This window comes from Bacillus kalamii (assembly GCF_047238185.1).
Classification (GTDB): Bacteria; Bacillota; Bacilli; order Bacillales; family DSM-1321; genus Bacillus_AD.
Genome location: NZ_JBDFMI010000003.1, coordinates 94,066 through 109,373, shown reverse-complemented (window position 1 = coordinate 109,373; position 15,308 = coordinate 94,066). Strand labels below are relative to the sequence as shown.

Here is a 15,308-nt window from a genome sequence, read left to right as displayed (position 1 = left end):
AGGTGAAGACAGATAAGGAGAAAATAAAGGCGAAATGGCGTGCGTTCAAAATTAATAAATCTCCTAAAATTATTACTTTTAACAAGAAGAGCTACGTTAGAGTAGTTCGTTTAGCAGATGAAGGATTTAATATAAAACCATATAAGAGTTTTAATGGAAATGGAATATTAAAGGAAGAAGATTTTGCACATAATGGTTTCTTTTATAATGTTCAAATAGAGGGTGAATATGGAGAACAAATAAATGATCTACCACTTGAACAGCTTATTATACCGGATACGAATGAGAACTTGATGGAAGGATGTTTTTGCTATTTATATGAATTTGATTTAAGTGAATCAAAAAAGAGATCATCAGTTTTAGGTTTTCGTCACAATCACAAAGTGAATATAGGATATCTTCCTATAGAAGAAGTAGTGTGGGTCAGTAACATAAGGGCAAATTTAAAGGGGAAATATGTTGCTGGAATGCATGATTCAATTTTAGAACGATCACCTTGCAATTATGATTGGGTTAAAATGACTGTTATAAACATGATAGAGAGATCAAAGTCATATCTATGGTCACATTCAAAGGTGGAAGAAAGTATAAGTCAAATATATTTGACGGAAGAACAAAAAATGAAATTGAAATTCGTTTGGTGATATTGTGAGTGAAATGAGGAACAAAGATAATGATAAGTATTTTTTGTACACTAGCATAATTCTATTACTTATAATTATCATTTTAAGTATATGGATGATAAATGGAGATTGTCATCAAGGCAGTAGTGATACTCAAGAAAAAGCTAAGTATGCGTTTAAACAGGAAAATATAAACGTTGTTGTAAGTAATCCGGGCTTATACGAAATCAACACTGAAGATCTTCAGCAACTTTTAGAGAAAAATTCAATAAGTTATGTGTATATTGGCCGCCCAACGTGTCCGTATTGCGCTAAGTTTCAGCCAATATTAAATCGATTTTTAGTAGGGAATGGACGTTCGATGCCTTACTTTAATACTGATAATGTTAAAGACAAAGAACAGAATTTGTATGAATCTTTAGTAAAAAAGCTTTGTGTTACTATGATTCCTATCGGATTGAAGATTAATAAAGGTCAACTTATAGATCGATATATTGATGGATTCGATGAGCCTGGATTGCAAAATTGGTTAAGGAAGAATAAGTAAAGAACCTGTATAAATAAATACAGGTTCTTTACTTATTCAATGCTTTATTTCCCGACAGTTCCAACCAATAAGCTTGCTATTGCTAATAAAGAACATGTGAAAAAAGTGAATATATTCAATATAATATTGATCAACTTTATCTTACCTTTTTTGGATAGGGTACCAAAAAGAATTCCTAATATGGGGGAAATTATCATTGATATAAATAATACTCTCATAATTACATCGGTTTCTACAGCCCCGTTTACATTAATTAAATACCAACGTGAGAGAAAAGTCATCAAAATTGTTAAAACGAAAAAAAACGATGAAATTATATTTTTAAAATCCATAGAATTTTACCTGACCTTTCTATTAAAATGTCAAAATAATACAATATTCCTATTTATTATTGGAAATATAAGGAGTAGTCTTGTCCGTATGGATGAGTTTGATACTAATATTATCAAAAATATCCAAAAATATCATCTTGGGAGGAATTATAATGGCCAAAAAAAGTCTAGGGAAACTCTTTTTAACTATGTTAATAGCTTTATGTGGAATTATCGTATATCTATCACCCACAAAAGCAGATGAAGCAGCTACGAATACTCCTACAAGTAATTCATATCAGTCAAGTGACATTTTAGACATGGTATCACCTAATGACTCAAATCTAGAAGACTATGGACTTACAACTAATGCGAATAATGAGGTCATATCGATTCCTGGAGATCCATATGCAGCTTATAATGATGAACAAAATCCGAATACAAGAGCAGTCCCACCAGGTGACACCGGAGGTTCTGTTTATACATATCCGGGTTCTAATATTACCGCAAGACGTGGTGATATATTAGTAACAGATACTACTGTTGATGGAAACAGTAATTATGTCGGACACACGGCTGTAGTAACATCGACTAACACTGTTTCAATGTCTGGTGCTACATATGGTCCGAATTTAGAAGCGCTCTCAACTTTCTTGAAAAGAAAAAATGTATATGTAATTAGACTTGCCGATGTTAATGCAGCTACAAATGCAGCTAATTGGGCTTCTAGAATGTACAATGATACAAGTGTAAAAATAAAATATAGTGTATTAGGTTCAATTGGAGATCCAGATTCATTAAGCCCAAGTTATTGTTCCAAATTCGTATATCAAGCCTACAATAAAGGGAATAATAAAAAATTATTAGCAGGTGTTGGCGTGAATGGCTTAATTATTCCGAGTCAACTAATTGATAAAAATAACTATCCAACCAATACAAAACTTGTTTATAAAAAAGGAACAATGGTTTCAAACTTTAATTAATAAATATTATCTGAATGTAGATTTGAGATTGAAAACACCTTCCATTGAAAAATCAATGTGAAGGTGTTTTTATTTGTTTTTTATTTACCTTTATAATTTTTACTGTTCTTATCTGTAATAAATATTATATCTATTTAATTCTGTCAGTTATTTTTATTTGGGCTTTTGTTAGTCTTAGATAAGAAATTACTTCTAAAGGGGTGCGGTTTTAATGGAAGATATTAGACAAAAACTTGAAGAAAATAATCTAGAAAAAACAAATTGGATACTGCTTAAAAAAAATAAAAATTTAGAAGAAAAAGTAGCTCAGTTGAAAATGGAGTTAGCATTTCAAAAAGATGAGGCGATGTTAGCACGACTGGCTACAAAAGAATATTCTACGGCTCTGACAAGATTGAAAAATCAAATGGTTGAACTACAGAAGAGGCATTCAGGAGTCAACTTAGAAAGAGTTGGAAAGATACTGAGATTAGTTAAAAACAAAGGTTAAAAAGGAAAGGAAGGTGGAACTTCTAATGAGAAGCATAATTTACAAAGCTAACAATGAACGAGAATTAATTGAAGGTTTAACCAATTGCTGTTTTTTATACAGCAATATATAAATTCAAAAAACAAAATTGGTTGCTAAAGTAAAAAAATATTGAAGTATGAGGGCCTTTCATAAGAAAGGCTTTAAACATATTTTTGTATTGTAACAATTAATTGTAACATATCGAAAAGTATTATATAATTGAAATAGGTAATAAATGGAGGAGGGTGGGGGAGTTATGAATGATTTTGAAAAAACATGGGTTACATTGGAATTAATGGATGCGTTAGAACCAAAGGATGAAGATGATAGACAAGGCTGCCTGACAGTTTTTTGGTGGATAGTAGGTACATTCTTATCTTTTTGTGTATTAGGCAAATTTGGATTTGAGCCTCATGAAGTGTGGGGTTTTATAAAAAAACTGTTTTTTCCCTCCTTTTGGGATTATCAGGGGGATTACGGCTACGATCAATCGACGAGGATCGCTTTGGTTGTCATTTCAGGGATAGGTTTGTTTTTAGTCTATTTCATTATTGGTATAGTCATTGAGTACATATCGGATTTTGTAAAACGATTTGATAACTTTATCTTAAAAGTAATTTCTTTATTGGTTTTTCTAGTGGAAAAAAGTGTTTTGTATTTATTCATTATTAATCTGTTTATTTTGATATTTCGTTTCATTTTTCATTGCTGTGCAGCATTTCTTGTGTGGTTATGGTGAATACGATTAAAAAATAAAAATAATATGCAAAAAGCGCCTATTTTAAGGGTGCTTTTTTTTCTGTCAGTTACTTTTTTTGAACACTCATTTAAGCTATGGGTAGTAATCGAAACACAATTATGAATGAAGGGATGAAGTATACATGGCTAAAGAACAATTGACTGAATTTAGCGTAATGCTCAGAAAGAGAATAGAGGAGTTTGGGGTGAATTTACCAACCTTACATTATATAGATCAGCTAACTCCAGATACACAGAATATGATCTATAAGTATTTAGTAGAAATTATGGATGATGAATTACTGTTTGTCATCACAAGATGCAACAATGAGGAATCGGAAGAAAAATTGAAAATGATCATTGATAGCCAATCGTACAAATTAAATTAATCAGGAGATGAATCAAAATGGGACTGATTATAGGTCTAACGCTCATTTTTAGTTATGGAGTCTCGATTGTATCAGCCATTATGGTTCTTCCCTTTATTTGGCTTGTTATAGGTGTTATATTGGCCGTTTTAGGTGGCAGCTGGCTCTTTGTCTATAAATACAACCATAAAAGTGTACCGGCTATTGCGATCTTTACAAACGGAGTGTTTACTGCACTTGGCCAATATTTGGAGAGTGTTTTTCCGGCCAGTTCCATTTTAATCAATACTCTTGGGATGGTTTTGACCATTTTTATGATGTTGCTTTGGTATTACTGGAAAGAAGGACAACGACATGTAGAAGTTAGAGTAAAAAAAGAGAAGGTAATCGATGAACCAGCTGAAGCTAACTCCATTTTTGAGAGGTTACGATTTTTATTATCTCTTAGAAAACGCCAAAAACAATTGATGAAGGAAAAACAGTACCCTTCGGTTCTCGCATTTCAATTTGCTTATGTGGAACATAAAGAAAATGAAATGAAGAAAGAAGAAAAAAATGCATTGGATTTCATATTAGGGCAGGAGGTGGAACTTAAACGCAATGAGTATGATCAAAGTCCGATCGATTAAAAAAAGAAACAAAATGAAGTCTGAACCTAAGCCTATTCGTTGGGGTGGTGATGATCCCTTTACCCATACCCTTTGCGTGGGACCAACCCGTTGCGGAAAAACCGCAACTGTCCTAAAACCGTTAATCTATAGTATTTTACTAGCCAAGAAAAAGGGAATCCCTGTTGGACTCTCTGTGATCGAGCCAAAAGGCGATGTGGCAAGGTTGGTGAAAGAAATGGCGCTAGAAATGGATTTGTATGATGAATTGGTATATATAGATCCATTGTATCCTGATGAAACACATCGCATTAATGTCATGAAGGGTGACAAAAATGATGTGGCAGAAGCGACGGTCGCTGTTCTTAAATCACTATTTGGAAAGCAAGATCCGTTCTTTGCGACGGTCCAGGAGTTATCCAGCCGCAAAGTCACACTGCTCCTTAAAGAGCTCTATGGAGATAATATGGACATCATGGATGTACTGGCCAATCTAAGAGATGAGGGATTGCTTAAGAATAACGTAGAACGTCTTCGTCAGATGCAGGGGACGAATGATCTCGTTCAATTCTTTGATAACGAGTTGTTGGGAAGCAGTAATTTGGCGGAAAAATACCGTCAGTTCATAGTTGGTTTACGGGCACAGCTTGAAAATATTACTTCAAATGAGCATCTAAAGACCATTTTGACAGGGAAAAGTGACATTGATTTGGATTGTCATTTCCTGAACGGACATATATTGGCAGTCAATACAGCCTTGGGTAAACTAGGTCGGGCAGGAGATGCCTTTGGAATGTTCATCGCTATGCACCTGCAGCTGGCTACATTTCGAAGACCGGGAACTGAACGTACACGTATTCCTCATTATGTAATCATCGATGAGTATAGCCGATATATTAATCCTGACGTGGAACGATTTCTCTCTATTGCGGCAGAATATAGGGTGGCCTTAATTGCAGCCATACAATCTTTGGGCCAATTGGAATTAGAAAGTGGCCAACTCTCAGCCAAGGCGATGAAAAAAGCCATCTTAACGTCTACCCGAAACAAGATCATCTTTGGCGGCCTTGAATATGAAGATGCGGATGAAGTTGCCAAAATCATGGGGAAGAACGTCATTAAAGAGCGTTCTAGAACGTTTGGTGGAGGTATCTTAGACAATATCCTTCCAAAACATTATAAGGAAGAAGAGAATGAAAAGGAGCGCTTTTATTCTACGTTCGTAATGGATGGACTGCCAAGGTTTCACTATATTCATAAATTGCTGGTGAACGGAACTCCACAGGAACCAGGAATTGGCGTAGGTACTTTTGTCCCTCGTGATTGGAAAGAACAGTTGGAAACAGAACAAAAGACAATGAGAAAGCCATCTATCCTTGACTGGAGGAAACGGGCTGAATATGAAGTGAAACAACAGCGCTTGAAAGAGGCTGAAGGGCGACGTAAGAAGATGGAATCACTTAATCCATTTGGAGAGGAAGAGGAGCCTTTCATTCCGATGAATTCGCTGAAAACTGTGAAAAAAACAATTTTTATTGACGAAGATCAGTTGATTTCTGTGCCTATACAGGCCGCGTTACCGGAGATTCCGGAAGAAAAAATTAATCAGGATGAACATGTAAATAGGCCGATAGCTAAAACGCAGCTCAAAAATAATAGTGAGAAAACTGATATTGTTTTTTCTTTGGTAAAAGAGCGAGAGGAGGATCCATCAGTAGATCTGACTAATGGGAATAAAACAGAAATGAAACCAATTCAAGAGGCTATTTTACAAGAAAAGCCAATAAACCCATCGGAGCTGCCTCCTAATCCATTTACTGAAGTGTTACCGAAAAATACTTTATCAAAGTCATCGACTATAGAGAGAAAAGCGAATAAGGTCGAATTTGAAGCCCCAGTAAGAGAAGAAATAAGCCAAAACTGGCAAGAAATTTCGAAGGAAAAAGAAGGGCTCTTATCCTTATCAAAGGATGAGGGGGCATCAGTTGAACCGATAGAAAAAAGAGATAATCAAAATATTGAAATAGAGGAAGAAGAATTTTGGTGATTCGTCTGAAGACGCATCATTTTAATAAATAATTCTAAAATCGAAAGGGAGTAAATGGAATGAGTCATGTATTAAATGTATTAGTAGAGGGGTATGACGCCGAAAAAGCCAAACATATTCAGTTAGAAGAAGACCAGGTAAGCCAAGATTGGATTGATATTTATTCTTCTCGTCAAAATGGAACTATTCTTCAATCAACGGTCAGAGGAGTAGAAGAAAAAGTATATTCTTATGCGGGTAATAAAAAAATGGCATGTGCTGTTATTGAAATTGGAGAAGTAAGAGGGTTGATACCTTTGGAGTTTTTAGGCGCGACTGATCGGAATGAAGCCCGACAGTATATTGGTGAAAAAGTAGCCTTTATGGTGATCGCCATCGATAAAAATAATGACTTTTTTGTTGGGTCTCGAACGGCTGCCCTGGAAGAAATGAAAAACATCACCCTCAAAAAAATAGCTGTGAATGACATTACGATAGGGGTTGTACGCAAAGTCTTTAATTCGGCCTTGTTTGTTGATATTGGTGGATTAGAAGTAAGGGTACCAACTAGTGATGTTTCGTATGGCTGGATTGATACGTTGCATGATTTTTACAAGGTCGGAGATCATGTCAAAGTTCGTATTATGGAAATCGACAAACAGAATAAAGAGGTGAAAGTGAGCATCAAGGCCACAAAGCCAAATCCATGGGACACTATTTCTAAACATTTTACGGAACAAGCTGAGTACGTGGCTAAAGTGTCAGGAATCAGCGAGTTTGGAACATTTGTAGAGTTGAAAGAGGGTATTTCGGGTCTAGCACAACATTTACGTCATGAAGTCCTTAAAAAGGGCGATAAAGTCCTTGTCAGGGTCATGAAAATTCGCCCAGAAGATCACAAGATCAATGTGAAGGTTGTTAAGGTGCTTTCCTAATGAGTTTAACAGGGATGCAGGATAAGAAGCTTAGTCCTTTTACGATGAGCCTTAAAACCGAATTGAAATGGCAGACCCTGACCACTCGTGAACAACCCATTCAGAGCGCCTTATTAAATTGTTCTCCAAGGCTTGAAGACTTCTGTTTGGACTTATCCGCCGTCGGTGTTATAGGCAGCGTTCAAGCGCTTAAATTATACTTTAATAACGATAAGAGCAAGTTGAAGAAAGCACATGAACTGAAATTTATAAAACGTCATGAAATTCTGAGAGGTAATAAACTGATCCCTTTGTATACATTGGGAGCAACAGGTTTATTTCTTGTAGGAAACCCCTTGGAGGCGAACTATTGGAAAGAGTACAATGCTCAGGAAGTCCTTCGCTGTTTAGTATTTTTTCAATTTCTATCGCACATGAGACAAGGTAACAATAAAATAGATGTTTTGCCAAGCAAGCAGCCATTTACAGCTGCCATCAGGATGAATGAAAAATTGTTTGATATTCTGATTGTGCGAGGGAATGAAAATCAAATCAATCAGCTCTTTCGATATGAATCTGAGAAGCTACCTAAGCGAATGTTGGTAATTGTAGAAGAGATAAGTCACCTTATGCCTGTTCAAGAACAAATGAAGCCCTTTTTAAACCGTATTCGGTTGACAACAGATCTTGAATTAGCTTTGCCACTTAATCAAATGTTCTATAAGTTTCATGAGAATGCATGGATTAAAGAATATATTTAGGCGCTATTTGTACTTAGAATGTAGAAAATGCTGGATGAAAAATCGATATAGTGTATTTAAACGAGCGTTCTGTTTTTTTATTAAATTTCTTGTTTTTTCTTGTTCATGGATATTTAAATTGGTAAAATACGTATATAATCTTTTTTCACTTTTAGTTTCTCTCTTTTGAAACTGAGAAAAAAGGATGAACTTCATTTTGATTTTTTTGGATAGAAAACGCCTCTGCGGAAACAGGGGCGTTTTCACTTTTTAATTAACTACTTTTGTATTCGTATATCAATAACGTCTTTAATGGATATATGTTCATACTGATTAAAGCGATCTTCTACTATAAACTGCTGAGTATGTGGATTTACATAACGAATGTGGCCAACCATTATATACGGTTTATGCTGATCAAAATACGTAATGACCACTTCCAGGTGAAATTCCATACTCGTAAAAATAATAGTAATAGTTTCTTCTAATTGCTGTTTATCCAATCTGATCTTGTTATATTTTTCCTTCACCTTAATTCCCATGTTTAAAATTTTCATTTCTATATTCGTCCCACCTTTTAGAGAACGCTTGTTCTTAAATTGTATGTTAAATATTATTTATAAGCAATAGTTCTTTCTAGAAAAAAAGAGCCTTAGAAGGCTCCACTCTAATCATTCTTAACGTTTGGCTCTTTGGTTGTGATTTTCTTTAGAACAAGGAGTAAAAAATAAAGAATGAAGATGTTCATTAAAAGGTTAGGTAATCTAAAGTTCATTTTATCAATTAGATTTAAATGGAATAATAAGATCTTATACTCACCCAATGAATGACCATAATAGATTATCCAAGGAAAGGGAAATCCAAATCCTTCATTAAAAAGTGGAACAAAAAATCCTGCTAATAAAGCAATTAATAAGCTTGTGAGTAGTAAAGTAATATGTCTCATTATTCACCTCACCGAAAAAAAATAAATTTTATATCACTTATTTATTTTGTAAAGAAAAATTCCACAAAATTGATTACTTTATGAATTATTCGGCTTTAAGAATGGTACATTTAGTTTTGTTCCAATCTCTTTTTCTATTCAAATAACGAATGAACAACAGTTTATCATAGCTATTATTTAGACTTTCTTTTATATAGTTAACACAACAATAATACTGAAAAAAAGGTATTTACAAAGCTTTGTAGAAAATAATTAAGAGTTTCTATTAAATAGTAAGGTATGAATTTGGACAAACAAACTAGGGACTATAATTGTGAATAATAACATTTATATGTTAATACATACGGCCGTGGTACGGAAGACAGAGGGGGCGTAAAAATGATGTGACCTTATTATGGATAATTAAGTTTAGGTGCATAATACTATTCTATTTTAAGGAGTAAGTATGATTAATAAAAAAAAGCTCGCATTTTTTTCATTACTTTTTTTAATTGTTTTCAGTATTATTGGAGATGCATATATTTATTATATTGATGGGAAGGTTTTTGAGAGTGATTTTAAGTATGAAACAGACATAAAGAATAGGGATTTAAAACAAGAATATGTTCATGATTTGAAGAAATACAGTAAAGATTTTAATTTAAAAATTTATGTTATTTCATCTGTAGTCACTTCAAAAAAATCTGCTATATATACAGTGTACTCCGCAGACGAAAACAAAGAATTTTTTAAAAATCGAATACTAATAAAAAAAAATAAATCGAAATTCAAATCGTTAGTTAGTGGCGAAAGGGAAATCGTATTTAAGTCACTCAATGATACTATTTATTTAAATGAAAAAAGCTATTACGTCTTTGGTACCAAAGCAAACGTAGAGAAATTACGATCAGTAACCAATGATAAATATGGAATGAGTAAACCAGAAGACAATAGCTACTCAAACGATGCCCTTTTTATGATTGCTGGCGCTTGGATATTCATTTTTTTAATTATATTAATATATATTTTTTTTGAAGTTAGTAACTTTAAAAAAGAAGCTTTGATTAGATACCTAAATGGCACTGATAAAAAAAATGTAGTAATTCCATTAATACTTACAAATTCATTTACAATCGTATGTGCAGCAATAATAGGAATGTTAATTGGAATGACAATAACGGAACCATATAAGTTTATGTTCATATCGGTTATAGCAGTAATATTTATTATACTTTGTACAAATAGCTTTTATCTTTTACTTTTCAAATTGGATGTTAAAAAGACGTTTGTAAGAAGCTATTACACGTTAGGCTATAAAATATTAGCTTTTTTTGTATTATCAATAATATCCATTACATCGATTTTGATTTTGACATTCAATTTTAAGACAATACACGACGCAACACTAACTATTAATCAGAAAGATAGTTGGGAGAAGTTCTATGGTTATGATAATGTTTTATTCTTTTTTAAAGATTATACCGAAGATACAAATATGGAAACGGATGAAAAGTACGCGGTTCAATTTTATAACAAGAATCTCGACAAGTATCAAATGCATCTTTCTTTTGATTTTTCAAACAATGGCGGAATCTCTTCAACTATTGTGAACACTGACGAACCAATCGTATACTTGAATAAATATGCTAAAAAGGATATTGAAAACTTAGATATTAATCTAGATCAATTAAAAAAGGATACATATTACATTATTTCTAGATATTCAAAAGATGAATTGAAACAGAAAGGTATATATGATGAAGTACACTATGTATTAAATAAAGAAGATGGAAATTTTGAGACAGTTACTATTCAGGACCCTTATAAAATATTGGTATATGATATCAATATGGTGAATTTAGCTGATAATTACAAGAAGAACCCGATAATAATTCTTGATACCCACAGTGAATTGCCTAGTAAAGAATTAAGCGGTTTTGTATTTAATTCATTAGTTAAGTTTAATAAAGAAAATGACTTTAATAACTTTATTAAAAATATAGGATATCAGAATGAAGTGTATTATAAAAATAATATTAAAGATTTGTACTTAAAAAAACAGGCAGAAAAAATTTTAACACTAATAATAAATGTTATTTTAAGTGTAATGGTTATGATATTGTTTAATATTTCCTTGTCGGCAATTTTAAAAATGGATTTTGATTCACGGGCAGTTGAGATAGCGATTGATAAGATATTTGGAAAAACCTTATTAAAGAGATATAAAGCATTATTCAGATTGTTAATAAGTGCTTTTATTATAGGTATAGTTACTGCATTAGCGGGAAAATTGTTATTTCAAAACTTCTCTTTATTATATGTAGTTTTTGCTAGTTTAATTGTATTTATTAATACCAGTGTCATTCTTTCATTGTTTATAAATAAATACGAAAAGATCAGTATACCACGTGTATTAAAAGGCGGGCTTTAAAATGATAAAAATCGATAATATATCAAAGGTTTTTGGTGAACATATAGTATTCAAAAATTTCTCTTGTTCTATAAAGCAAGGTGATTTTGTTGTATTTAGTGGGAACAGTGGCAGTGGAAAAACAACACTATTAAATATGATAGGTGGAATAGAACAGTTCGACTCTGGCAAAATTATTATTGATGATTTAGATTTATCGAATAACAATGACATTATTAAACTATACAGAGAAAAAATGGGATTTTTGTTTCAAAACTTTGCTTTAGTAGAATATAAGACTGTTGAGGAAAATATCCTTATGATCGATAAGAAGTATCGTAACGATATAACCATTGCATCGGTTTTGGACAAAGTTGGATTAAGCGGGTTTGAAAAAAGAAAGATATTTACCTTGTCTGGCGGTGAACAGCAAAGAATTGCCATTGCACGCCTGTTAATGAAAAGATGTAGTATAGTTTTAGCGGACGAACCAACAGGAAGTTTAGATAGCTATAATGCTAATATAGTTATGAAACATGTCAAAGAGCTAAATGAATCAGGAAAAACAATTATTATGGTTACACATGATGAAAAGCTAAAAAAGTTGGGAGGATATATGATTGAATTATAAGAAAATTTTTATTGTAATCATCACCGGAATTATCGTAATTTTCGCTTTATATTTCTGTATTCATAGTTATGCAAATGGCAAAGTAATAAAACGTTATGCTGAGGGATTTAAAAAAAATCCTTTAGGTGATTACTGTAAAAATACATCAAATACGGTACTCTGTGTGTATGATGCTCCATTATTCAAAACATATACCAACCTTTCAGTCAGCAATAGTACGGATAAGATAGATTTAATTATATGGGTACCACTTTATGGAGAAAATTTAAAGTTTGGTTTAGTAATCACGGATGATGAAGCTAAAGAATCGTATGAAATTGAAGTAGATAAAAATTTAGAAACAAACGAAAAAGAGTATCAGGATATTCTTAAAAAGAATCAAGATGCTATCGATGCACTAAAATCCGTTGTAAGAGAGGAATGGGGTACGGATTTATAAATTAAGTTATTCTAGGTATTAGCATAGTCAGCTAAGTTCGTTTTCTTTGATACCTTTTGGAGCTAAAAAGTAGTTTTTTTACTTATTTCTTAGCTCCAAATGTTCTTTTATTTTACAACAAATATTAATTGATTATTTAGCAATCTTTCTAATTTAATATAAATTAAAAGAACCAAGTTCTATTAATAGAATTTGGTTCCTTTAATTTATATATATCTAAAAATTCAGATATTTAATAACTTTTAACTTCATTTGGTATGTAACTCACTACACCCTCATGAAAAATAAAATCTAATAATTAGCGTGTAAAACTATAGTAAACAGTACCAGAGTGATGCTGGATCTCAGCTTTTGCATAACTACCAGCACTGCCTTTTAAAGTTTGTGCAGAACCGGTATTTTTAACATATGCAGAATGAGATTTGTCCTTTTGAAAAGTATGCGTATAATCTTCATTAATCAAGGTTGTATTATACCCAACTTTAAAAGTTTCAGTGGATGAATTTATCCGAGTTGAAGACCAATCGTTTGAGAAACTTTTACCTAATGTTGCTGAGTCAGTTGAATCAGTCGCAGCATGCGCCGAAACCGTACCAACCGACATTGCAAGAACTAATGCTGCCATTACAGATTTCACTTTTTTCATAGAATACCCCCCCCCCTCTTTAAATTTAATAATTAGACAAAAGAGATAAATATCCTTCTTTTTTTAAAAATTGCATTTATTTTCGTGAGGGGCGGTAGTTGTATAAGACAATATTCCTTGGCATAACGAGAGGGCAGGAAAAAGAAAGTTTGTAAAAGCGAAATAGGAAATAAACATTTAAAGATTTGGGTGAAGATTATTATGTTAAACAAAAACAAGTTTTCATTGTCCGTAACTCAGTAGGTAGACTTGAAAGCTTAGGTTATTAAGTAGCTCGCTTATTATCTTTTTATGGGTGTATCGTTGGAAATTTGCATTTTCTTGACGCTACCCCTATTTATACTGAATGTATTGTCTTGCATCCATTTTCTATCTGTTCTATACTGACAATAGTTAATGAATTTTGAAAATCCCTGTATCTTCCCACCGTTAGGTGAGCAGAAGAAAGTTGGATGTGCGTCTGTTGTTATCTCGAATGTTTCCACCTTATTTGGTGTGCAGAACAATGGAGATATGAAATGTGTAAATGAGTAAATAAATCAAAAGTCTAATGATTATACCTGCTATAGGTGTACCCATTGGGCTTTTTTGTTGTCAAAAATTAAATAAGTGTTATCTAAAACCCAATGAACCCTCGTTTATTGGGCTTTTTTTATATATCAAAAATATCAAATGGAGGTCATTAACCATGACAAAACTAAAAACATTTACGGAAGAACAAAAATCACTTATTTGGACGACTAAACTTCAAGCTGCAAGAGCGACCGAACATGATTCGCGTGCATTTATTGAAGTATGTGAGGAATATGGTCTCAATCCATTGCTTGGGGATATCACCTTTCAGCGATTTGAAACGAAGTATGGACCAAGGGTTTCGTACCTAATTTCAAGGGATGCCTATCTGAAATATGCTATGCGACAAGATGATTTTCAAACTATCTTATCGGGCGTAGTAAGGGAAGGCGATCATTTTGAAGTGGATGTCGTAGAAGGCGTGCCAATTCATAAATTTGGAGCGAAAAGAGGAAAGATTATTGGTGCCTGGTCAGTTGTTAAGACGAAAACACGTGGAAATACGCTTGTTTTCCCTGACTTTGCTGAATATCATGCAGCCCTTTCCCCTAAAAATCCAGTTTGGAATACCATGCCGTCTGCAATGATCGAAAAAGTGGCTCAAAGTACAGCACTTAAGCGTACGTTCCCGTTGGGTGTGGTTTTCTCATCTGAAGATGACATTATCCAAGATGACTTCACATCTCAAACAACGAGTCAACAGAATGTGGAAGCTTCGAGTTCCTCTGTCTCTATGGCGGATGAACTGGAAGCAGCTCGTAAACAAAAAGAGAGTAAACAGAAGGATCAACCATCTAAAAGAGAAGCTGCCGAAACCGAGAAATACGAAAAGGAAGTAAAAAAGCCTTCTGAAAAAGTGAAGCCGGCTCAAACTAAAGCTGAAAGTCAACCTGCAGAAATACCTGTAGAGAAACCGAAGGCTGAAGAAAAGCCCAAGGCTCCAATTTCTAAGGAGGATTTTGAGCCTCCTATCATTCCCATTTCGGAAGAAGAAACGGATGCTGGTCAAGTAGATGAAAAGCAACCAGTGAATCCTCCGGTGACAGAGGAACAGGTAGAAAAGGCTGAAACATCCGCGATCCCATTAGAAAACGTGCTTGAATTTGTGAGCGCTCATATGGGTGTATCAGGAAACCAAACGAAGTTTTTGCGTGTTCAATACAAGCAAGGAAATGAACAGCGAGAATTATTCGCTCGTGGAGACGATAAAATCGCTCTTTTCGACGAATACGTGCCTGGTACTACTTTTATGGCTGACATTGAAGAGATTAATGGGTTTGCATTCGTTCATACGGCCAAAGCAGTGTGATCGTAA

At 33.5% G+C, this 15,308-nt stretch carries 16 protein-coding genes; 14 read left to right on the top strand and 2 right to left on the bottom strand.

Annotated features, from left to right (window positions below; genetic code table 11):
- Window positions 1-2 precede the first annotated feature (2 nt).
- The 10 genes from ABC357_RS17410 (at window position 3) to ABC357_RS17365 (ending at window position 8,390) form a co-directional block, all read left to right on the top strand.
- Window positions 3-644 carry a hypothetical protein gene (locus ABC357_RS17410; RefSeq protein WP_412888873.1) on the top strand — a complete coding sequence of 214 codons (642 nt, stop codon included), beginning with the start codon at window positions 3-5 and terminating at the stop codon, window positions 642-644.
- A 13-nt stretch (window positions 645-657) separates the two neighbouring features.
- Complete coding sequence (locus ABC357_RS17405) at window positions 658-1,170, top strand: DUF6568 family protein (RefSeq protein ID WP_487247127.1); 513 nt, start codon at window positions 658-660, stop codon at window positions 1,168-1,170.
- Between the two features lie 484 nt (window positions 1,171-1,654).
- A complete protein-coding gene (locus ABC357_RS17400) occupies window positions 1,655-2,464 on the top strand; it encodes a hypothetical protein (protein WP_412888871.1) in 810 nt (269 codons plus the stop codon).
- 211 nt (window positions 2,465-2,675) lie between these two features.
- Complete coding sequence (locus ABC357_RS17395) at window positions 2,676-2,954, top strand: hypothetical protein (protein WP_412888870.1); 279 nt, start codon at window positions 2,676-2,678, stop codon at window positions 2,952-2,954.
- Window positions 2,955-3,231: 277 nt separating this feature from the next.
- Window positions 3,232-3,714 (top strand): hypothetical protein, encoded by a 483-nt coding sequence (locus ABC357_RS17390; protein WP_412888869.1) that lies wholly within the window; start codon window positions 3,232-3,234, stop codon window positions 3,712-3,714.
- Between the two features lie 142 nt (window positions 3,715-3,856).
- Window positions 3,857-4,102: a hypothetical protein gene (locus ABC357_RS17385; RefSeq protein WP_412888868.1), complete on the top strand. Its 246-nt coding sequence runs from the start codon at window positions 3,857-3,859 to the stop codon at window positions 4,100-4,102.
- Between the two features lie 17 nt (window positions 4,103-4,119).
- Window positions 4,120-4,710 (top strand): hypothetical protein, encoded by a 591-nt coding sequence (locus ABC357_RS17380; RefSeq protein WP_412888867.1) that lies wholly within the window; start codon window positions 4,120-4,122, stop codon window positions 4,708-4,710.
- On the top strand, window positions 4,682-6,736 hold the full coding sequence (locus ABC357_RS17375) for a type IV secretory system conjugative DNA transfer family protein (protein WP_412888866.1): 2,055 nt from the start codon (window positions 4,682-4,684) through the stop codon (window positions 6,734-6,736). The genes ABC357_RS17380 and ABC357_RS17375 overlap by 29 nt, the downstream gene beginning before the upstream one ends.
- 59 nt (window positions 6,737-6,795) lie before the next feature.
- Window positions 6,796-7,650 carry a S1 RNA-binding domain-containing protein gene (locus ABC357_RS17370; protein WP_412888865.1) on the top strand — a complete coding sequence of 285 codons (855 nt, stop codon included), beginning with the start codon at window positions 6,796-6,798 and terminating at the stop codon, window positions 7,648-7,650.
- The gene (locus ABC357_RS17365; protein ID WP_412888864.1) at window positions 7,650-8,390 is read left to right on the top strand and encodes a hypothetical protein; all 741 of its coding nucleotides are present in this window, start codon (window positions 7,650-7,652) and stop codon (window positions 8,388-8,390) included. Before ABC357_RS17370 ends, ABC357_RS17365 begins: the two co-directional genes overlap by 1 nt.
- A gap of 257 nt (window positions 8,391-8,647) precedes the next feature.
- Here the strand turns inward: ABC357_RS17365 and ABC357_RS17360 are convergent, their stop codons facing one another.
- Window positions 8,648-8,926, bottom strand: coding sequence for a YolD-like family protein (locus ABC357_RS17360; RefSeq protein ID WP_412888863.1), 279 nt, complete (start codon window positions 8,924-8,926; stop codon window positions 8,648-8,650).
- Window positions 8,927-9,760: 834 nt separating this feature from the next.
- Here ABC357_RS17360 and ABC357_RS17355 point away from each other — a divergent pair.
- Genes ABC357_RS17355 through ABC357_RS17345 form a run of 3 tightly spaced genes read left to right on the top strand, consistent with a single transcriptional unit; the run spans window position 9,761 to window position 12,774 of the window.
- Window positions 9,761-11,725, top strand: a complete 1,965-nt coding sequence (locus ABC357_RS17355) for a hypothetical protein (protein WP_412888862.1) — start codon at window positions 9,761-9,763, stop codon at window positions 11,723-11,725.
- Window position 11,726: 1 nt separating this feature from the next.
- Window positions 11,727-12,335: an ABC transporter ATP-binding protein gene (locus tag ABC357_RS17350; RefSeq protein ID WP_412888861.1), complete on the top strand. Its 609-nt coding sequence runs from the start codon at window positions 11,727-11,729 to the stop codon at window positions 12,333-12,335.
- Window positions 12,325-12,774 (top strand): hypothetical protein, encoded by a 450-nt coding sequence (locus tag ABC357_RS17345; protein WP_412888860.1) that lies wholly within the window; start codon window positions 12,325-12,327, stop codon window positions 12,772-12,774. The genes ABC357_RS17350 and ABC357_RS17345 overlap by 11 nt, the downstream gene beginning before the upstream one ends.
- Window positions 12,775-13,072: 298 nt before the next feature.
- On the opposite strand, the gene ABC357_RS17340 is transcribed toward ABC357_RS17345, so the two are convergent.
- Window positions 13,073-13,420, bottom strand: coding sequence for a mediterrocin family bacteriocin (locus ABC357_RS17340; RefSeq protein ID WP_412888859.1), 348 nt, complete (start codon window positions 13,418-13,420; stop codon window positions 13,073-13,075).
- A 688-nt stretch (window positions 13,421-14,108) separates the two neighbouring features.
- Here ABC357_RS17340 and ABC357_RS17335 point away from each other — a divergent pair.
- Window positions 14,109-15,302 carry a recombinase RecT gene (locus ABC357_RS17335; protein WP_412888858.1) on the top strand — a complete coding sequence of 398 codons (1,194 nt, stop codon included), beginning with the start codon at window positions 14,109-14,111 and terminating at the stop codon, window positions 15,300-15,302.
- Window positions 15,303-15,308: the final 6 nt, after the last annotated feature.